21 protein-coding genes and 2 tRNA genes are annotated in these 19,369 nt (G+C 67.7%); 3 read left to right on the top strand and 20 right to left on the bottom strand.

Annotated elements, in window-relative coordinates; genetic code table 11:
* Positions 1–99: 99 nt before the first annotated feature.
* The 5 genes from ACIPV5_RS06540 to ACIPV5_RS06520 all read right to left on the bottom strand — a co-directional run bounded on the left by ACIPV5_RS06540 (position 100) and on the right by ACIPV5_RS06520 (position 4,987).
* Positions 100–768 (bottom strand): endonuclease/exonuclease/phosphatase family protein, encoded by a 669-nt coding sequence (locus ACIPV5_RS06540; protein ID WP_053098939.1) that lies wholly within the window; start codon positions 766–768, stop codon positions 100–102.
* Positions 769–787: 19 nt separating this feature from the next.
* Entirely contained in the window at positions 788–2,083 is a 1,296-nt protein-coding gene (locus ACIPV5_RS06535) for a hypothetical protein (RefSeq protein WP_400340414.1), read from the bottom strand.
* The gene (gene truA / locus ACIPV5_RS06530; protein ID WP_053098937.1) at positions 2,080–2,928 is read right to left on the bottom strand and encodes a tRNA pseudouridine(38-40) synthase TruA; all 849 of its coding nucleotides are present in this window, start codon (positions 2,926–2,928) and stop codon (positions 2,080–2,082) included. Before truA ends, ACIPV5_RS06535 begins: the two co-directional genes overlap by 4 nt.
* A 55-nt stretch (positions 2,929–2,983) precedes the next feature.
* Positions 2,984–4,522, bottom strand: coding sequence for an APC family permease (locus ACIPV5_RS06525; protein ID WP_053098936.1), 1,539 nt, complete (start codon positions 4,520–4,522; stop codon positions 2,984–2,986).
* Between the two features lie 90 nt (positions 4,523–4,612).
* Positions 4,613–4,987, bottom strand: a complete 375-nt coding sequence (locus ACIPV5_RS06520; RefSeq protein ID WP_053098935.1) for a helix-turn-helix domain-containing protein — start codon at positions 4,985–4,987, stop codon at positions 4,613–4,615.
* Positions 4,988–5,081: 94 nt separating this feature from the next.
* On the opposite strand from ACIPV5_RS06520, the gene ACIPV5_RS06515 reads away from it, so the two are divergent.
* On the top strand, positions 5,082–5,927 hold the full coding sequence (locus ACIPV5_RS06515) for an SDR family oxidoreductase (protein ID WP_320491044.1): 846 nt from the start codon (positions 5,082–5,084) through the stop codon (positions 5,925–5,927).
* 85 nt (positions 5,928–6,012) lie between these two features.
* Here the strand turns inward: ACIPV5_RS06515 and ACIPV5_RS06510 are convergent, their stop codons facing one another.
* From ACIPV5_RS06510 to ACIPV5_RS06480, 7 genes are all read right to left on the bottom strand, one after another.
* The gene (locus ACIPV5_RS06510) at positions 6,013–6,366 is read right to left on the bottom strand and encodes a hypothetical protein (protein ID WP_187250043.1); all 354 of its coding nucleotides are present in this window, start codon (positions 6,364–6,366) and stop codon (positions 6,013–6,015) included.
* Positions 6,363–6,986, bottom strand: a complete 624-nt coding sequence (locus ACIPV5_RS06505; RefSeq protein ID WP_053098932.1) for an Asp23/Gls24 family envelope stress response protein — start codon at positions 6,984–6,986, stop codon at positions 6,363–6,365. The genes ACIPV5_RS06510 and ACIPV5_RS06505 overlap by 4 nt, the downstream gene beginning before the upstream one ends.
* The gene (locus ACIPV5_RS06500; protein ID WP_400340410.1) at positions 6,983–7,549 is read right to left on the bottom strand and encodes an RNA polymerase sigma factor; all 567 of its coding nucleotides are present in this window, start codon (positions 7,547–7,549) and stop codon (positions 6,983–6,985) included. Before ACIPV5_RS06500 ends, ACIPV5_RS06505 begins: the two co-directional genes overlap by 4 nt.
* 123 nt (positions 7,550–7,672) lie before the next feature.
* Positions 7,673–8,140, bottom strand: a complete 468-nt coding sequence (locus ACIPV5_RS06495) for an Asp23/Gls24 family envelope stress response protein (RefSeq protein WP_400340408.1) — start codon at positions 8,138–8,140, stop codon at positions 7,673–7,675.
* Positions 8,141–8,299: 159 nt separating this feature from the next.
* Complete coding sequence (locus ACIPV5_RS06490; protein WP_400340406.1) at positions 8,300–9,493, bottom strand: M20 family metallopeptidase; 1,194 nt, start codon at positions 9,491–9,493, stop codon at positions 8,300–8,302.
* The gene (locus ACIPV5_RS06485; RefSeq protein ID WP_400340404.1) at positions 9,490–10,932 is read right to left on the bottom strand and encodes an MFS transporter; all 1,443 of its coding nucleotides are present in this window, start codon (positions 10,930–10,932) and stop codon (positions 9,490–9,492) included. Before ACIPV5_RS06485 ends, ACIPV5_RS06490 begins: the two co-directional genes overlap by 4 nt.
* Positions 10,929–11,537, bottom strand: coding sequence for a TetR/AcrR family transcriptional regulator (locus ACIPV5_RS06480; RefSeq protein WP_400340402.1), 609 nt, complete (start codon positions 11,535–11,537; stop codon positions 10,929–10,931). The genes ACIPV5_RS06485 and ACIPV5_RS06480 overlap by 4 nt, the downstream gene beginning before the upstream one ends.
* A gap of 107 nt (positions 11,538–11,644) precedes the next feature.
* Between ACIPV5_RS06480 and ACIPV5_RS06475 the strand changes: the two genes are divergently transcribed.
* Both ACIPV5_RS06475 and ACIPV5_RS06470 read left to right on the top strand, forming a co-directional pair.
* Complete coding sequence (locus ACIPV5_RS06475) at positions 11,645–12,256, top strand: TetR/AcrR family transcriptional regulator (protein ID WP_285364993.1); 612 nt, start codon at positions 11,645–11,647, stop codon at positions 12,254–12,256.
* Positions 12,257–13,936 (top strand): MDR family MFS transporter, encoded by a 1,680-nt coding sequence (locus tag ACIPV5_RS06470; RefSeq protein ID WP_187250040.1) that lies wholly within the window; start codon positions 12,257–12,259, stop codon positions 13,934–13,936.
* A 59-nt stretch (positions 13,937–13,995) separates the two neighbouring features.
* On the opposite strand, the gene ACIPV5_RS06465 is transcribed toward ACIPV5_RS06470, so the two are convergent.
* The 8 genes from ACIPV5_RS06465 to ACIPV5_RS06430 form a co-directional block, all read right to left on the bottom strand.
* A complete protein-coding gene (locus ACIPV5_RS06465; RefSeq protein ID WP_053098926.1) occupies positions 13,996–14,178 on the bottom strand; it encodes a hypothetical protein in 183 nt (60 codons plus the stop codon).
* A gap of 198 nt (positions 14,179–14,376) precedes the next feature.
* Positions 14,377–14,450 (bottom strand) — tRNA-Met (locus ACIPV5_RS06460).
* 34 nt (positions 14,451–14,484) lie between these two features.
* Positions 14,485–14,556: transfer RNA gene (locus ACIPV5_RS06455), tRNA-Thr, on the bottom strand.
* Between the two features lie 67 nt (positions 14,557–14,623).
* A complete protein-coding gene (locus ACIPV5_RS06450; RefSeq protein WP_400340399.1) occupies positions 14,624–15,907 on the bottom strand; it encodes a peptidoglycan DD-metalloendopeptidase family protein in 1,284 nt (427 codons plus the stop codon).
* 123 nt (positions 15,908–16,030) lie between these two features.
* Entirely contained in the window at positions 16,031–16,825 is a 795-nt protein-coding gene (locus ACIPV5_RS06445) for an inositol monophosphatase family protein (protein WP_053098924.1), read from the bottom strand.
* Positions 16,822–17,841 carry a hypothetical protein gene (locus tag ACIPV5_RS06440; RefSeq protein ID WP_157538099.1) on the bottom strand — a complete coding sequence of 340 codons (1,020 nt, stop codon included), beginning with the start codon at positions 17,839–17,841 and terminating at the stop codon, positions 16,822–16,824. The genes ACIPV5_RS06445 and ACIPV5_RS06440 overlap by 4 nt, the downstream gene beginning before the upstream one ends.
* A gap of 78 nt (positions 17,842–17,919) precedes the next feature.
* The gene (locus ACIPV5_RS06435; protein ID WP_056277204.1) at positions 17,920–18,714 is read right to left on the bottom strand and encodes an enoyl-CoA hydratase/isomerase family protein; all 795 of its coding nucleotides are present in this window, start codon (positions 18,712–18,714) and stop codon (positions 17,920–17,922) included.
* 45 nt (positions 18,715–18,759) lie between these two features.
* A complete protein-coding gene (locus tag ACIPV5_RS06430; RefSeq protein ID WP_372984325.1) occupies positions 18,760–19,251 on the bottom strand; it encodes an FBP domain-containing protein in 492 nt (163 codons plus the stop codon).
* Positions 19,252–19,369: the final 118 nt, after the last annotated feature.

The following is a 19,369-nucleotide window of genomic DNA, read 5'->3' as shown; positions in this document are numbered from 1 at the left end:
CGCCAGTGGAGGGCTCACGTTCGTGGCACTCGGCAGTCGAGTACCAAAGTGACAGCTTACGTCATTCCGAGCGTTCTCCCAAACCGGGCCGGTCGGCGGTCAGTCGAAGCGGGTGGTCACCAGGATCGGACGGTGGTCGCTCATCCCCTGCGGGAGCGTGGTGACCCGCTGGATCTCGAAGCCGACAGAGGTGGCGAAGTCGTAGTGGCCGCGGAACACGCGGTACCGGGTGTAGGTGTGATCGTCGCTCAGTGTCAGCGCGTATCCGTGTTCGCGGATCGTCTGACCGAGGTTCTCCTTGAACACGGGGTAGTTGTAGTCGCCGACCATCAGCTGCGGCAGTCCCTCGCCGAGCGTCGCCAGCTCGGTGAGCGCCGCCCGGATCTGATGCCGCCGCAGGGAGTTCAGGGCCGTGAGCGGCGCCGCATGGAACGACGCGGCGATGAACTCGCGCCCCGCGTCGATGTCCCGCAGCCGTGCGCCCAGGACCCGCTCGTGCGCGGGCTTGGCGATGCGGTCGTGCAGCGACTTCTTCAGCTCGATCGTGCGGATGCCCTGCAGGTGGAACTCGCTCGCGCGATAGAACATCGCGAGTCCCAGCCGGTTGCCCTGTGTCGCATCTGCGAGGGTGAGGTCTCCGATGGTCTCCGGCAGGTCCGCGACATCGCACTCCTGCAGGCACAGGATGTCAGGATCGTGCGTCGAGGCCAGCGCCGCGAGCTCTCCTGCGGCGCGGTGCTTCTGCAAGTTGTACGAGATGACCTTCATCGCACTTCACGGTAGTGCGTCAGTCTTGGATTCCGGTGGCAATCGCCCGCCCTCGCGTCGTCGCGTCGCCGCGGCGTCCGACGTCGCCGGGGAACAGTGCATCCCGCGCGAGCTGGCGCTCTCTGCGACGTCGGCGCGAATCCTCCCAGCCGATGACGAAGCCCGAGGCGATCAGCACGACGGCGGCGACGAGGGGCCACCGTGCGTCCATCGCCGTCCAGTCCGCCCAGATCGCGCCGGTGCCCACGATGAGAGCACCCGCCCCGACCACGGACAGACCGATCTGCAGCCGGACCATCGACCGATTGCCCGAGAGCAGGGACTCGACCAGGCTCGTGTCGACGCGACGCGGCACGCCGTCCGAGACCCACCGCACCAGCGCGCGCTCGCGCGAGAACTGCAGGACGACTCCCCCGAGCCAGGCGACGATGCCGAGGGCGGCGCACATCGCGATCGCTGCGCCGCTGGTCAGGCTCAGCACATCGATGCCGTTCTCGATGGGCTCGTCCCAGTAGACCGGGTCGCAGGTGCGGCACTGCTGTCGCATGAACACCGACAGCATGAAGGCCGCGAGCGAGAGGAGCGTCGCCGTCAGCAGGATCTTCGCGATCCGGCCGACGGTCCGCGCGCTCGGCACCGCGAGCCAGCGGGGCACGACGGTGCGCATCGCCGCGTCCCTGCGGTCGGCGTCGCGCCTTTCCGCGAGCGGCACCAGCCGCTTCCACCGGCTCCACTGCGTGCTCATCCGCGGCCCATCGCGCTCGACGGCTCGTCGCCCGAGTCGTCGCACCGCCGCGGCGCCGGCGGCCAGCACGGCGATGACGAGGAGCGCGACCCAGCTCACCGCATCCTCACGGAGATCTTCCGTGAAGAGCACCCCCAGCGCGAAGAGGGCGCCGAGTCCCACCACGCACCAGAACACCACCGTGCCGGTCTTCTGCAGGAGTGCCGCCGGCGACGCCTGCAGCGTCTGGCGCAAGGAGTGCTGCGGCACGGCATCCGGGTTCTCGAGCGCAGCGGCTTCGACGGCGCGCAGTGCCGCGAAGCGTTCGGCGACCACGACGACGGGGACGAGGGCTGCCAGCAGCGCAGCCGCGAGCAGGAAGACGCCCATGCTCGCTCGGAACAGAGGGTCGAGGTCGATCTGCCAGTACAGGGACGACAGCGCCTCCTCCCCCACGATGCCGACCACGATGATGCCGACGAACGTGTAGAGCGTGCCGACGATCAGCCCGATGCAGGTGTCGACCAGCGCTCGCCAGAACGCCCAGCCCGGGGAGGTGACTTCGACGAACATCGCAGCCAGCCGACTCATGCGCTCGTGCCGTCACGACGGGCGCGCGTCTGCTCCGCCCTGGTCGACAGCAGATCGTCGGCGGGATAGCCGACCTCGGTGAGCGTGAGTCCCCGCGCCGCCAGGACCTTGAACTCGCTGGTGCGGGTGAGAGCGTCGCGCAGCACGACCAGATCGTCGATGTCGAGACGCCCTTCCCCCACGGCGACACACGCGCCCACGAGGGCCCGCACCATGCTGTGGCAGAACGCGTCGGCCTTCACCTCGGCGACCAGCACACCCTCGGCGTCCCTCGACCAGCGGTAGTCGAGGAGCGTCCGGATCGTCGTGGCCTCCTCGCGAGGTTTGCAGTAGGCCGCGAAATCGTGGAGTCCGATGAGCGTCCGCGCCGCGGCATCCATCGCCTGGTCGTCGAGAACGCCGCGGTGCGCGGTCGTGTCGTGGCGTCGAAGAGGGTCGTACCCCGCCGTCGAGTCGGCGAGACGGTAGCGGTAACGCCGCCAGACCGCAGAGAATCGGGCGTCGAATCCATCGGGAGCGATGGACGAGCGCGTGACGGTCGCATCGGGGTAGGCGCCGAGCACTCCCCTCATCCGTCGCGCGATCGACGCCGCAGGGTCCTGCGGCGCACGACCCTGACGCGACTCGATGCGGGCCCACTGCTCCTCGTCGAGGTCGACGTGCGCGACCTGACCCAGGGCGTGGACCCCGGCATCAGTCCGTCCTGCGACGACGAACTGCACCTCGGAGCCGACGATGCGAGCAAGCGCGGCCTCGAGAGTCCCCTGCACTGTGCGCAGGGTGGGCTGCTTGGCCCACCCGCGGAAGTGGGTGCCGTCGTAGGCGATGTCGAGCCGGATGCGCACGGATAAAGCCTAGGGCGTACCCGCGCGCGATCCGGCTCGGACAGGATGCCGCAGCTCAGATGCCGCCGTCGATCGAGCGGATCAGGCCCGGCTCGTCGGGCACCATCACCTGGGTGTCGCGGTTGAGGCTCTCGCCGCGGAAGAACCTCTTCGACCGCGGGAACAGGTACCAGACGAACATGAGCACGAGGCCGAACGCGAGCGCTCCGATGCCGATCACGAAGGTGCCGCCGATGCCGAAGAGCACCGTGTAGCCGTAGTCCACGTCCCACATGTCGATCGCCGACTGCACGAAGGCCCAGGTGAGCATGGCCGCGCCCAGCACCGGGAACAGCCCCTTGAAGAGGAAGTCACGCGCCGAGCGGGTGAGGTCCTTGCGGAAGTACCAGGCGCAGGCGAACCCGGTGATGGCGTAGTAGAACGCGATCGCCAGACCGAGCGACAGGATCGAGTCCTGGAGGATGTCGTCGCTGATCAGGGTCATGCCGATGTAGTACGCGATGGCCACGACCCCCATGACGATGGTCGAGAAGGACGGAGTCTTGTAGGTCGGGTGCACGTCCTTGAACTTCGCCGGCAGAGCGCGGTACACGCCCATCGCGAGGGTGCCGCGGGCGGTGGGGAGGATCGTGGTCTGCGTCGACGAGATGGCCGAGAGCACGACGGCGACCACGAGCACCCAGCCGAACGGGCCGAGCAGGCCGTCCTTGATCGCCAGGAAGAAGTCGTCGGCGTTGGCCTCGTTGCCGAGCCCGGTGCCCTCCGACCCGAGACCGGCGTACATCATCGCGGCGATCGTGACGCCGACGTAGGTGACGAGGAGGATGACGGTCGTCAGCAGCGCCGCGCGGCCGGGGATCTTCTTGGGATCCTTGGTCTCCTCGTTGAGCGCGAGGCACGTGTCCCAGCCCCAGTAGATGAAGAGAGCGAGCAGGATCGACTCGGTGAATCCGGGCCAGCTGGTGAACGCGAACGGGTTCAGCCATTCCATCTCGAACGGCGTCGGGTTCGGGGCGGTACCCGCGAAGAACTGCCAGAGAGCGGCGACGACGAAGATCGCCAGGGCGAGGTACTGGATGCCCAGCAGAACGTTCTGGATGCGCTCACCGATCTCGACGCCGCGCCAGCTGACCCAGGTCATCGCGGCGATGAACAGCACAGCGACGAGGACGATCCGCCAGTCGTTGTTCTCGAGATCGAACCCGATCAGGGACCAGAAGTAGACCGATGCGATCTGGGCGAGGTTGGCGAGCACCACCATGCCGGCGACTGCGACACCCCAGCCGCCCATCCAGCCGACCCAGGGACCGAACGCCTTCGTCCCCCACGTGAACGTGGTGCCGCAGTCGGGGACAGCGTTGTTCAGCTCACGGTAGGCGAAGGCGATCAGCAGCATCGGCACGAACGCGATGATGAACGCGATCGGTGCCTGAGCTCCGACGGCCAGCACCACATAGCCGAGCGTCGCGACGAGTGAGTAGACGGGGGCCGTCGAGGCCAGGCCGATGACGGTCGAGCCCCACAGACCGAGGGTGCCGGCGGCCAGGCCCTTGCCGTCGGGGCGTTCGAGATGGATCGGCGTCGTAGCTGACATGCTCAGAACATACGGGTACCGCGTATATCGCGTCAATCCTTTTCTTATACCGACGGATTCCGTGGGCGTCTGCGCAACTGAGCGACGGAATCAGTCGAGTGAGTCACGAACGATCATTCCGTCGGCGTGGTCGGCGACCCACTCGACGAGCGGCAGCATCCGCCCCATGAGATCCCGCCCGAGAGGAGTCAGGCTGTACTCGACGTGCGGAGGCACCGTCGGGAAGGACTCCCGACGCACCAGCCCGTCGTCGGCGAGGGTTCGCAGGGTCGAGGCGAGCATCTTCTCGCTGATGCCGCCGACCTCGCGGCGCAGTTCGCCCCAGCGATGGGTGCCGTCGGAGAGGGACGAGAGCACGAGCACGCCCCACTTGCTCATCACGTGGTCGAGGATGACGCGGGTGCTGCATCCCGGCTCGAAGATCTGCGGAGTCGACTCACGGATCTGTGCATAACTAACCGTCATGTAGGTACCTTACTTCAAAGTGGGTACCCGCAGTATGGAATGTTCCGACACGGTGGCCAGGTTATCGCCTCTGTCACCTACGAAAGGACACCCCATGACCATCCTCGTCACCGGTGCGACCGGCAACCTCGGACGCCTCGTCATCGCCAGCCTCCTCGAGCGCGGCGCCGACCCGCAGTCGATCATCGCCGGCGCCCGCGATGTCGCGAAGGCCGAGGATCTCGGCGTGCGGGTCGCGCGGCTCGACTACACCGACCCCTCCTCCGTCACCTCCGCCCTCGAGGGCGTGGACAGCGTCCTGCTGATCTCGGGTTCCGAGGTCGGGCAGCGCGTCGCGCAGCACCAGGCGGTCATCGACGCCGCCCGGTCCGCCGGTGTCACGAAGTTCGTCTACACCAGCGCTCCGAAGGCCACGACGAGCGATCTCGTGCTCGCCCCCGAACACAAGGCCACCGAGGAGCTCATCACGGCGTCCGGTCTCCCGGCAGTCATCCTGCGCAACAACTGGTACACCGAGAACTACGCCGCTGACCTCGCCCGTGCAGCCGAGACCGGAGTGCTCGCCTCCGGAGCCGGCGACGGCCGCGTCGCGTCGGCCAGCCGCAAGGACTTCGCCGAGGCCGCAGCCGTCGTGTTGCTCGAAGACGGTCACATCGGGCAGGTGTATGAACTCGGCGGCGACGTCGCGTGGGACTACACCGAGCTCGCAGCCGCGATCGCGGAGGTCTCCGGCCGCGACGTGACCTATCAGCCGCTCACGGCCGACGAGCAGCTCGCCGGACTCCAGGCGGCCGGTCTCGACGAGGGCACGGCGGGCTTCGTCGTCGCTCTGGATGCCGGCATCGCGTCGGGCGCGCTCTCCGAGTCGGACGGCACGCTCGCGCGCCTCATCGGCCGCCCCACGACGCCTCTCGTCGAGGGTCTGCGCGCCATCGCCTGATCCGCCGTTCGGCATCAGGCCGACCGCCCCACCAGGAGGCGCCGATCCTCACCCAGGACCGGCGCCTCAGCGCGCTCACGCGGACTCAGTCCGACGATGCCTCCCGAGGATGGACATACGCGATCGTGAGCACGATCTCGACGGGCCCCAGCCCGTCCTCCGCCAGGACCTTCCCCAAGGCCCCGCGGACGTCCTGCAGCAGCTCGACGGCACTCGCCGAGTACTCGATGCCGAGCGATGCCTCGACCACGACGCCCTCGTCGGCGACGCGAACCGCCACGAGCGGCTCGTCGACCCGGCTGATGCCGATCGCGACCGCACCTTCTCCGACGAGATTCGACACCAGTGAGCCCGCCCGGTAGACGCTGCGCACACCCGGCGTGGCCAGCACGGCCGCCTCGATCCTCTCAGCGAGTCCCGTGGGATCGGTAACGCTCATGGTGTCTCCTCCGCCGCGCTGCTGATTCTCTGGATGTCCCGCACGGTGACGTCGATCGCGGTCACCGTGAGGGACGTCTGCCGCCGCAGACGCTCGGCGACCTCTTCGCGGAGCCGGTCCACCGCCTGCGGGATCGACTCGCCGTAGACGGCGTTGACCTCGATCGCGATGCGGATCGGCTCGCCCACGGCGGTGACGTCGCCGTCGAGTGTCGACCGGCCGACCAGAATGCCGGGCACAGCGTTCTCCGCCGAGCGGATGAGGCCCCGGACGGCACCCTCGGTGATTCCGAAGTCGACCGCGGGGTCGGTCTCTGCGAACGGGATCCGACGCCCGGCGCGGGCGTCCAGGGCGATGCCCGAGAGGATGCGATCGACCCAGCTGTCATCGACCTCGGGCATGGCGGCGGCATCGGCGTCGATCAGCTGACCGCCGAGGCCGTGCAGCCGTTCGAGTGCGTCGAGCGCGAGCTGGCATCCCGGCGAGCCCTCGATCGACGGGTCGAGGGGAACCCTCCCGGCTTCGAGATAGTCGCTCAGCTCTTCGAGCGTGTGCCCGTCGAGATCGCCCGGTTCGAGACCGAGCTGACGGACGTCGGGGGTCGCCTGATCATCGCTCATCGCCAGGCCTCCATTCGCACGATCATGAATTTGCGGGCTCTGGCGAGAAGTCCACGGGCCGTCGACACCGATATGTCGAGCTCGGCGGCGATCTCGTCGTACGAGTACCCGCCCATCTCCCTGAGCACCCAGCACTCTCGCTGGGCGGCCGGCAGCTCCTGCAACGCCGCCCCCAGCGCCTCGATCCCCGCGCGGGCCTCGACGACGCGCGCCGGAGCACCCTGCGGCGGCGCGGCCTGCTCCGCGTCGTCGACGTCGATCATCGGTCGCAGTGCGCGGATGCGGTCCACCGCCTTGCGGCTCACGATGCGCATCAGCCAGCTCTTGACCTTCGCGGGGTCGTCGAGTTCGGAGAACCGCTGCCATGCGGTCACGAACGTCTCCTGGACGATGTCGTCGACATCGGCCGAGGCGTTCAGCATCCGCTGCGTGTACGCGCGCATCATCGGCGTGTACCTGCGCACCAGCACCGCGAATGCGGCGACGTCCCCATCCATCGCCCGACCGGCGACGATCCGGTCGTCGGCCTGCTCGAGTGCAGAGCGAAAGCGTTCCCCAGCCATGCGTCGACTCCCTTTTCCATTCCCCCGAATAGATTCGGAGCGGACCCGTGATCGGATCGGATCATCGACCCGATCACGAGGTCACGAGATGCTGATCCGATCACTCGTTCGCATCTCGATGGATCACAGGACACGCGTCTCCACGGCGTCGTCGGCGGCGACGCCGCCGTCGTCCGACGTGTCATCGGAGGGGATGTGGACGTCGTTGATGGTGACGTTGACCTCGACCGCCTGCTTGCCGACGAACTCGCTCATCGCGACGGAGATCGCCGCGCGGACATCGTCCGCGACCTTCTGCAACGACGCCGGGTACTCGGCGACGATCGTCACGTCGACCGCGACCTGCGTCTCGCCCACCTCGACGCTGACACCCTGGGTCAGGTCGGTGGAGTTGAGAGCATCACGGATGGCTCCGACGGCGCGAGCGGCCCCGCCACCGAGCGCGTACACACCGGGAACCTCGCGAGCCGCGATTCCCGCGATCTTCGCGACCACGCCGTTCTCGATGATCGTCGCACCCGTCGAGGCGACGGTCGAACCTGCCGGGGCGACCTGGACCTTGGGCTGCTGTGCGTTCGAGACGTTCGCCATCATGTGCTCCTTCGTCAGTGTGTTCCGATCCCCTGCGGGGAGGGCCGCAGTGCAGCGACACCACTAAGACGGATGCTACGAACGATTCGTCACAAATTGGTCGTCATTCATGACGGAGGCCGCTCCCCGACGGGGAGCGGCCTCCGCTGAGAGGGGACGTCAGCGAGCCGTGCGGGCGAATGCGACGGATGCCAGCGCCGCAGCCTGGTCGCCGAGCACCGCGTCGTCGAACAGCACCCTCGGCGAGTGGTTCCACTCGATCGTGCTCGGGTCCGCGTCGGGCGACGAGGTCATCAGCGCGATGAACGTGCCGGGCACCTCGTCGAGGACGAAGGCGAAGTCCTCTGATCCCATCATCGGCGTCGGCATGATGACGACGCGCTGCTCGCCGAAGACACCCTGCAGCACGTCGACGGTCTCGGCCGTCTCTGCGGGGTCGTTCACGGTCACCGGATACATCGTGTCGAAGCGCACGTCGGCGGTGAGGCCGTGCGCGGCCGCCACCCCCTCGATCACCCGAGGCAGCCCCTCCTGGAGGGTCGCGAGCGACGCGGGCGACATGTTGCGGACGGTCGCAGCGAGCTCGACCTGCTCGGGGATGACGTTGACCGCTCCCTCGCCCGTCGAGAGCCGGGTCACCGACAGCACCACGGGATCGAAGGCATCGAATCGCCGTGTCACGAAGCTCTGGAGCGCCAGCACGATCTCGGCCGCGGCGGGCACCGGATCGAGCGTCTGATGAGGCTGCGAACCGTGCCCTCCCCTGCCGTCGACCGTGACGAAGAGCTGGTTGGATCCGGCGGCCACCGCTCCGCTCCTCGTCGCGAAGAGGCCGCGCGGACCCGGTGCGACATGGATCGCGTACGCGGCGACCGGACGTTCACCGGCCGCGTCGAGCAGCCCCTCCTCGATCATGACCTTCGCGCCCCCGTGTCCCTCCTCCCCCGGCTGGAACATGAAGATCACCGAGCCGTGCAGCTCGTCGCGTCTCTCCGAGAGAAGCCTCGCCGCGCCCACGAGGCCCGCGGTGTGCAGGTCGTGCCCGCACGCGTGCATGGTGCCGTTGGTGGAGGCGAACTCCAGACCGGTCGTCTCCTCGATCGGCAGGGCGTCCATGTCACCGCGCAGCAGCACCGCAGGCCCCGGCCGCCCTCCGCGCAGAACCGCCACGACCGAGGTGGTGCGCGTGCCGGTGGTGATCTCGAGGGGCAGTCCTTCGAGCGCGTCGAGAACCTTCTGCTGCGTGCGCGGCAGGTCGAGTCCGAGCTCGGGGTCGGCGTGCAGAGCTCGTCGCAGGGCGACCAGGTCGGGCAGGATCGCGACGGCATCGGCCGCGAAATCGGGGGCGCTCACGAGTGGGCCTTTCGTGCGGAGGGGTCGGTGAGGCGCGGCATCCGCATGAATGCGAGCGCGAGGGCGGAGATGATGAACGCGCCGGCGCAGACGCTCCAGATGGTGATGTAACCGCCGATCGACGAGCTGAGGGATCCGGATGCGGTGAAGCCCGCGAGCAGCACGGCGAACACCGCGCCGGCAGCCGACCCTCCGAGGGTGCGCAGCGAGTTGTAGACCCCGGCCGCGATCCCGGTCGAATCGCTCGGGGCCAGTTCGGCGACGAGCGCGGGGAGAGCTCCGAGGAGGAAGCCCATGCCGATCCCGTTGATCGCCGAGATCATGAAGATCTGCCACAGCTCCTCGTGGAACGCGATCTGGATGAGCGATCCGGATGCCGCCAGGACCGCACCGGTGACCAGGACCGCGCGGATGCCGATTCTGCGAGCGATCGGCGCGAAGGTGGCGGCGCCGACCGTCGCGAGGATCGTCACGACCGCCGTCACGGCCGACGCTGTGCCGGCCGTCGCAGCGAAGCCGTAGCCCGAGACGTCAGGGTCGGCGGTGAGGAACGTCGTCGACGGCGCCTGCGCGCCGAACATGACCATGCCGAACAGGAATGCGGTCAGGTAGACAGGTCCGAGCCGGGGCGAGACGATCAGCCGCACATCGATGGCCGGAGAAGCCACGCGCAGCTCCCACAGCACCCACGACGCGAAGATCACGACCGCCGCGACCAGGGTGACGATGGTCGACATCGAACCGAAACCCTCGCTGGACGCGAGACGCAGGCCGAAGAGCAGCACGACCATCGCGAGACCGATGCCGATGAATCCGAGGACGTCGATCTTCGCACCGGTGCGCGACGTGGATTCGGGGACTTTGAAGAACACCGCGTAGACGCTGACCGCGACGAACACCACGGGCACGAGCAGGGTGAGGGTCAGCGAGGGCAGCACGGACGAGAACACGCCCGCCGAGATCGTGCCGAGAATCGCGCCACCCGTCAGGCAGGACACGAGCAGACCGATCGAGGTCCGCGCGGTTTCGCCCTTGATGCGGTTGTGCACGAGAGCGATCTCGAGCGGGAGCCAGACGGCGAGCGGCCCGACGAGGATGCGGGCGGCGAGCACCAGCGGATAGCTCGGCAGGAACGCGGTGACGAGGGTGCCGATCAGCACCGCGACCACGGCGATCCGCAGCATCCGGCGATGCCCGAAGATGTCTCCGAGCTTCGAGAGCAGCGGCACGCAGACTGCGGCCGCCAGAGTCTGGACCGTGAGGAACCAGGTGATGTCGGCGTCCGACACCTGGAGGTGTCCTGCGATCTCGCCAAGCAGAGGGGCGTAGAACCCCTGGACGAATCCGCTCGCGAGTTCGCAGAAGACGAGGAAGCCGACGACGGCGCGGGCGCTCACCTTCGGCAGGGATGCGGTCAGGGGTGGAGTGTCAGTGGTCAAGGGGAAGCCTGTTCATCAGCGTCTGCAATGCGACGCGGCGGGGTGCTGACGAGAGCGTCGATGATGTCGACGTAGTGGCGCTCATCGATGTGGATGCGCTTGACGGACTGCCGGTACAGGGTGAGCCCGGCGATCGTGTCGAGAAGGATGTCGTGGTGGACGTCCTCCGGGAGTTCGCCGCGGGAGATGGCGCGATCGATGATCTCGACACCCTGCCGACGGCGGTGCTGGAAGAAGGAGTCCCACAGGGTGGGAAAGACATCCGGCTCGAACATCGCGCGGAGTCCGTGACTCTGCTCCGGGGACAGCTCCTGGTTGCGCTGGTTCTGCAGCACGTGTTCGAGCAGATCAGCGCGGACGCTGCCCCGGTCGGGCATCGCCCCGATCTCGACCTGCGATCGGAGCACCGCGGCGACGAGCGCGCCCTTGTCCGCGTATCGGCGGTAGATCGCGGTCTTGCCGCAGCCCACGGCCTTGGCCACCTGCTCGACGCTCAGCGCCTGGTAGCCGCGCCCCCCGAGCATCTCGCCGGCCGTCGTGAGGATCCGTCGCGTGAGGTCCTCGTCAGTGGGGCGGCCGGGCTTCTCGGTCGAGTCGGATGTCATGGCCCAACGATACGATACGGAGTGTTTCGTAAATATTACGGATTCGACACGATCGGAGCACGGAGCTCACAGTGCACTCTTAGGTTCAGAGTGCAATATTGCACTTCATGAGCGAGAGTGCAGATTCATTGCGAGAGCAGCGCAAGAGGGAGACGTCCCGCGCACTCACCGACGAGGCTCGCCGACTGACGACCGAGCACGGTTTCGCCGGCTTCACCGTCGAGGAGCTCTGCTCTGCGGTCGGCGTCTCGCGGCGTACGTTCTTCAACTACTTCGAGAGCAAGGAGAACGCCGTCTTCGGGTTCGCCGCGATCGACTCGCGACAGGAAGCGCTCGAGGCCGCCTTCGTCGCGCAGGACGGCGAGCTGCTCGACGACTTCATCGGGTTGACGATCGCGCGATTCGAGCTCTTCAATCCCCTCGACGACGCACCGGCCCTGTTCGCGGTGATCGAGCAGGAGCCTCGACTGCTCAAGGCCGCATTCGAGCAGCTGGCGAAGAACGAGAGGCGCGACGGCGAGCTCGTCGTTCAGCGAAGCGGTGGAGGCGACGATGCCGCGCTGCGCGCCGAGGTCATGGTCCACACTGTCGGCGCCCTGGTGCGCCTGTGCATGGACCAGCTGCTGCACCACCACTCGACCGACTCCTTCAGCGACCTCGTCAGCCGACGCCTCGAGATCGCTCGCACCGTGTTCGCACCATCACAGAAAGCCCACTGAATGTCCGCCACCGCCACCAAGGATGCGCCCTTCCTGCTCACGAAGCGCCGCATCTGGATCATCTTCAGCGCCCTGATAGCGGGCATGCTGCTCTCGAGCCTCGACCAGACGATCGTTTCAACCGCCATGCCGACCATCGTCGGACAGCTCGGCGGCGTCGACCACCAGGTCTGGATCACCACGGCCTATCTGCTCGCGACCACCATCGTCATGCCCATCTACGGCAAGTTCGGTGACGTCCTGGGCAGACGCAACCTCTTCCTCGTCGCGATCGCGCTGTTCACGCTCGCGTCCGTCGGCTGCGCCTTCGCCACCGACTTCTGGATGTTCGTGATCTTCCGCGCACTGCAGGGCCTCGGCGGCGGCGGTCTGATGATCCTGTCGCAGGCGATCATCGCCGACATCGTCCCCGCGAACGAGCGCGGCAAGTACATGGGTCCCCTGGGCGCCGTCTTCGGTCTGTCGGCCGTCGCCGGCCCCCTGCTCGGCGGGTTCTTCGTCGACCACCTCACCTGGCAGTGGGCGTTCTACATCAACATCCCGGTCGGAATCGCCGCCTTCATCATCGCCCTCGTCGCGTTGAAGCTGCCCAGCAAGAAGGCCCAGAAGCCGATCGACATCTTCGGCGTCATCTTCCTCTCGATAGCGACGACCTGTCTGATCTTCTTCACCGACTTCGGCGGCGACAAGGAGTTCGGCTGGGATTCGCTCGCCACATGGGCCTGGGGAGCCGGGCTCATCGTGGCCGCGACCGCATTCGTCATCACCGAGGCCAAGGTGCAGGACCCGATCATCCCGCTGAGCCTCTTCCGCAATCCGATCTTCGTCAACGCGACCGCGATCGGTCTCGTGCTCGGCATCGGGATGTTCGCGGCGATCGGGTTCGTCCCGACGTTCCTGCAGATGTCGTCGGGCACGTCGGCCGCCGCATCCGGTCTGCTGATGATCCCGATGATGGTGGGACTGATCGGAACGTCGATCTTCTCGGGCATCGCGATCTCGAAGACGGGGAAGTACAAGATCTACCCGATCGTCGGAACGATCCTGACGGGCATCGCGATGATCTCGATGACCACCCTCTCGGCCGAGACGCCGATCTGGCTGATCTGCGCCTTCCTCTTCGTGTTCGGCGCCGGTCTGGGCCTGATCATGCAGGTCGTCGTGCTGGTCGTGCAGAACGCCGTCCCCGCCGGCGAGATCGGCACAGCGACGAGCACGAACAACTACTTCCGCGAAGTGGGTGCATCACTCGGAACCGCCGTCTTCGGCACGATCTTCACCACCCGCCTGACCGAGAACCTGCTCGGCGTCTTCGCCGACGCCGGAGCATCACCGGATGCCGCCTCGCAGGCGGCGTCGACGATCGACCCCGCGACGCTGAACTCGCTGCCGGACGAGGTCAGGGACGGCATCGTCACGGCCTACGCGGATGCCCTCGCACCGGTCTTCTGGTACCTGGTGCCCTTCATCGCTCTCGCTCTGGTGCTCTCGCTGTTCCTCAAGCAGATCCCGCTGTCGGATCAGGCGGGGCTCGTCGCTCGGGGCGAGGCCATCAGCGGCGAGGAGGCGGAGCGTCTCGAGGCGGAGCAGCGCGGCGGCTCCGGTCGAAGTGACGCCGCTCCCGGCGACGAGGACCGCATCGCAGCCGGTCGGCGCGACATCCCGCCCGCCGGTCGCTGACCTTTTCACGAAGACGGGCCCGCTCCTCAGATGAGGAGCGGGCCCGTCTTCGTGCGTGGTCAGGGGAGGTCGCCGACCTCGAGCTCGTCCGGGTGATCCGCATTGTCGCCGTCGGCCTTCTGGCTCTCACCCGGGGTGGCGGGGTCGACCTCGGGGTCCGGGTCGTTCGTCACGAAGTCGGCGTCCACGCCGGTCGCGTCGATCTCGGCGCCTTCGTCCGGTGCTGCCTGGGGGTCTGACATGAGTCGCTCCTATCGTCCGGGTACTGGACGACCAGTGTGACCGCCGCAGGCCTCGCCACGGCATCCCCTTGACATCGCGCACGCCGAACCTCACCCGATCGGGTGGGCACCGTGCGAACATCGTGCCCGGAGTGCGTGTCGGTCGATCGTGAGCCCGGGTACGCAAAAACCCCCGGGAATCCCGGGGGTTTTCATCTGTAGCAGGAGCGGGGCTTGAACCCGCGACCTCACGATTATGAGTCGTGCGCTCTGACCAGCTGAGCTACCCTGCCACACCGCATCCGCATCGCAGATACGAACGCTGTGAGCCCCGAGTCAGGATTGAACTGACGACCCCTTCCTTACCATGGAAGTGCTCTGCCACTGAGCTATCGGGGCGTGCTGCCCCTCGCGGGGCAACCACACGAGAATACCATCACTGTGGCGTCCTCATGAAATCGAGGTGTCAGTACGAGGTCCGACCCGCGTTCTCGCGCAACCACGGCAGCGGATCGATCGTGCCGCCGTTGATGATGATCTCGAAGTGCAGGTGCGCTCCGTAGGAACGACCGGTGTTTCCGGTGTGGCCGACGACGTCGCCGACCTTCACGGTCTGCCCGGGCTTCACCTGCAGCGAGCCGTACTGCATGTGCGAGTAGTGGCTCGTGACGATCTGTCCGTCGATCACGTGGTCGATGTACACGGTGACGCCGTAGGCGCCGCCCTGCTCGGTGGCGATGCGCACCACGCCGTCGGCGATCGCCTGGATGGGCGCTCCCTCACCGGGGACGAAGTCGATTCCCTCGTGCAGACGACCCCAGCGCATGCCGTATCCCGAGCTCATACCCACGCCGACCTTGAACGGCCACTGGATGGCAGCCTCGGCGTCGTTGGTGAAGACCTCGTTCGAGTAGTTGATGCCCTCTTCCGATGCCACCTGGATGAGAGACACGCTCGAGAAGCTGTCGGAGCGCGCGAGCGGCTCGTTCTGCACGTCGGAAGACGTGACGAACGCCTGGATCTCATCGTCGGATGCAGCCTTCGACGCCGTACCCGATGCAGCGACGAGGGACGTCGCCGCGAGCGACGGCGTTCCCTGCACTGCGGCGACGGCTTCGGCAGGAAGGGTCATGCCGACGGCGAGGAGACCGGCGAGGCTCATCACGCCGACGGTCGCGCCGACGGCGAGGAACTTGCGTGCAGACGGACGACGGCGCACGACATGCTCGACCGGAGTCTCGTCAGCCTCGGCGGCCTCCGTCGGGTCCTCAGCGGGCTCGGCCGCGGCCTCGGGTGCCACGCGACGGAATGCACGGGCAGCCGTCTCGAAGGCATCCTCGTCGCTCGAACGGTGGCTTGCGTCGTCCGCGCGCTCGGAGTCGGGCTGATCGTGCTCGGCTGCTGCGGGCATGGCAATCGGCTCGGCGACGATCGGCTCGATGACGATCGGCTCGGCGACGTCCGCGGGAGCCTCAGCGGTCTCGCTCACGACGACGTCGGCGGAGTCGGATGCTGCTGACGCCGCCGCGACCGCGGTCGCGGCGATGAAGACCTCTGCGGTGTTCAGTCGCTGGCGGGCGGCACGACGAGACAGGGGAGCCTCGGAGGGGACGGCCGTGGCCTCGGAGACGGGCGCGGCTTCGGAGACGGCTTCCGTCACTCCTGCCGCGGAGGCCTCGAAGGCCGCAGTGCGGGGACGGCTGGAGCGGCGCGTGGGCGCAGAGGCAGCCTGGGGATTCTCGAAGGGCAAATCAGATTCTCTCGGGTTCAAACGTCAAGCTCGGGGGCGCTTACGACCTTCACCGATTCGGGCCGATGAAAGTAACGATCGGATAAACCCTAGCCTGATCCACCTGTGAATGCCATGAATCGTTCACGTTTCATCTCGAAGAATATCGAGGACGCGCTGATGGACCTCAGTGCCACCCGCGATGAGCATGGGTCTCGCGGAGGCACGGTCGATCAGCGAGACATCGCCCCCCGCCTCGGTGACCAGCAGCGCGCCTGCCGCGTGATCCCACGGTTTCAGGCCGCGCTCGAAGTAGCCGTCCAGCCGCCCGGAGGCCACGAAAGCGAGGTCGAGGGCGGCAGAGCCTGCGCGGCGGAGGTCTCTCGCGATCGGCATGATCCTGCGCACGGTCGCGAGGTCGCCGTCATGCGTCGCGGGGTCGTAGCCGAATCCGGTGGCGAGCAGCGCTCCCGCCGGCGTCTCGGTCGTGACCGACAGCCGCACGTCGCCCAGGAAGGCGCCATGACCTCGAGCGGCGGTGAACATCTCGGCGGTTGCGGGCGCGTAGACGGCAGCGGCGAGCGCCTCCCACTCCCCCGCGACTGCGCTGCCCCTCACTGCCGCGATGCTCACGGCATAGGAGGGGATTCCGTAGGCGTAGTTCACCGTGCCGTCGATCGGATCGACGACCCAGGTGATGCCGGTCACGCCGGGTTCAGCCTCCGACTCTTCGCCCAGGAAGCCGTCGCCGGGTCGAGCGACCCTCAGCCGGTCGCGGACGAGCGCTTCGACTTCGCGATCGGCATCGGTGACGATGTCCGCCAGCGTCGACTTCGTGGCGGCGAGGTGCACGCCCTCGTCGCGACGGCGCCGCGCCAGGTCGCCCGCCTCGCGTGCGATCCGGCGGGCGAGGTCAGCCAGTTCGAGTTCGATGCTCACTGGGGAGGCAGCGGCGGAGCCGGCGGGTAGGCGTCGTGAGCAGTGGGAGCCGGCGGATAGGCGTCGTGAGCCGCGGGCGCGGGCGGAGCCGGAGGCGTCGCCGGGCCCTGCGAGTACGGCTCAGGCGCGGTCGGGAACGGCGCGACGGGAAATCCCTGCGGCGCGGGAGCGACAGGGAGCGCCTGCTGCGGCTGCGGCGACGGGTGGCCGGTGTAGTAGGCATTCCAGTCCGGCGAGCCGTCGGGCAGCACCGGCAGGGGCGTCACACCGTCTGCGTAGGTCGGCCATGCCGGAGCGGCTGCGACACTCTGCGCCGCGGCGGCGGCACGAGCGCCGGCCGGCTTGCGAGGAGCGAACAGGGCGTTGAGCAGCGGGATCAGCGTGGTTCCGACCGCGGCCAGGATCGTGAGTGCGACGACGATTCGCCAGTACAGCTCGCCGTAGTCGAAGGTGTGCGGGAAGGTGAGGAAGAAGATCAGCATGGCCACGAGGCCGCCGAGGAACACGATCGTCGCGATGTAGATGATGCGGGTGAACGTCGTCACGTGACGCTGCGCGGCCGGAGTGAACAGCCTCACATGCAGCAGGGCGAGCTGGAGGATTCCCACCACGAGCAGCAGCTGGAAGAAGCGCTCTGCACCGGTGAAGAACGCGTCGTCCTCGGGCAGCCAGATCTTGACCGCTCCGACCAGCAGAGCCACGATCCAGCTGACCATGCTCGACAGCGCGAGCCAGTCGGGACGGTTGGGGGCGAGTCCCGCCTCGAGGATCGCGATCCCTGCGAACGCGGCGAGCAGGAGGATCGTGAGGAATGCCCGCCCGATCAGCCCGTCCTGATCACCGATCAGAACCCAGACGACGCAGACGAGCGCCGCGGCGATGAGTGCGCCGATGGCGATCCAGATCGCCCCTCTGATGAGAAGGGACATGTTCTTCTTCTCGACCAGCGCGGGGGGCTGCTGGGTGATCTCCGGCTGCGACATCGCGTTCCTCTCGTTGAGCGGCGTTGCGTTCATCCTTGCATGCGCCGGCGCGGAGGCAGGAGCCTCGACATGATCCGTGGATACATCGGGGCGAACCGGCTCCTGCGGGAATCAGCCCTTGCGTGCGGATGCCGCGGCGAACGCGGCGATCCGGGCCTGAGCGTCCGGGGTCGCCAGGGAGGCGCCGATCGAGCGCGCCTCCTCGCTCAGCTGCTCGGCGAACGTCCGCTCGGGCTGAGAGCGGACGAGGCGCTTCGCGTGACCGTACGCTTCAGCCGCACCGGCGAGCCAGAAGCGGGCGATCTCTTCCGCACGCGCCCTCACCCGGCCGGCTTCGTCCGCAGAGTCGGCCCCGTCGACGGCCTCTGCGACGAGGCCCCATTCCACGGCTTCCGCGGCCGTCAGGAGGCGGTCCTGCAGCACCAGCTGCAGCGCGCGGCGCTGTCCGACCGCTCGAGCGAGCTGAGCCGAGACCGACAGGTCGGGTGTCAGCCCGATGTTCGCATAGAGGCTGCCCAGCCGAGAGCGTGAGCCGACCACGGCGTAGTCGCTGCTGAGCAGGATGCCGAGCCCGCCGCCGGCGGTCGTCCCGTGGGCTGCGGCGACGACCGGCACCGCAGACTCGGTCAGCGACCGGATCCCGGCGTTGATGACTTCGGCCAGGGCCGTTATCTCGTCACCCGATCCCATCGTCGTCGCCATCTCGATGACATCACCGCCGGCGCAGAACGCGGGGCCCGCCGCATCGATCAGGATCGCCTTCACATCCGTGCGCGACGTCGCCTCGGCCGTCGCGTCGCGCCACGCGTGCGCCAGATCGGAGTTGAAGGCATTCAGCCGTGCCGGACGGTTCAGCGTGAGCCGGGCCAGCCCCTCATCGACGGTGAACAGGATGGCATCGTTCATGGCTTCTCCTTCGAGCGCAGACGTATGCGACCAGGCTAACCGTGATCAGGCCTGCTGCCTCACGCGGCCCACGAAGGCCTCCATTCGCCGCCTCGTGCCGTCGAGACGGACGTCCACCTGTCCGGGGGCGAGGATCTCGTTCGGGGCGAGCGGGTGGGCGAGTCTCACGTTCTCGTGACAGGAGAGATCGGCGCACATGTAGGTGCCGACGGAGTCGCCCCGCTCACCGGCCTCGCCTGCGAGCCGTGCTGAGAAGAGCGCCACCTGGTTTCCCGGCTGCATGGTGTGGCAGATGTTGCACATGCCCGAACGACCTCGGCCGGGGTCCGAGACTCGCAGCACGAACCCCGAGACCTCACCGTCCTGCTGAGTGAGCACGTAGCCGCGCCGACCCGCACTCGGGTCTCGCCACGCGAAGAAGTCCAGGTAGTCCCAGTCGATCAGGACGAAGTCGTGGGGCATCTCCATGACCCGCAGCTCGTCGGCATCCGCATTGACGAACGAGGCACGGACGTCTGCTTCGGTGAGCGCTCGCATCGCTCCAGTCTATGAACACCGGTGCGCATGGGGTCGCGGCCAGGCGTCCGAGATCGCGTCGAGGCGCGGCCAGGGTGAGTTCCAGGGCGAAATACCGCGTGTTCGATGCGCTCCCTCA

Origin of the sequence: Microbacterium sp. NPDC090014 (assembly GCF_044748285.1) — a bacterium.
GTDB lineage: Bacteria > Actinomycetota > Actinomycetes > Actinomycetales > Microbacteriaceae > Microbacterium.
Note: the sequence above shows the minus strand (reverse complement) of the source record. Positions and strands in the feature narration are given on the sequence as shown.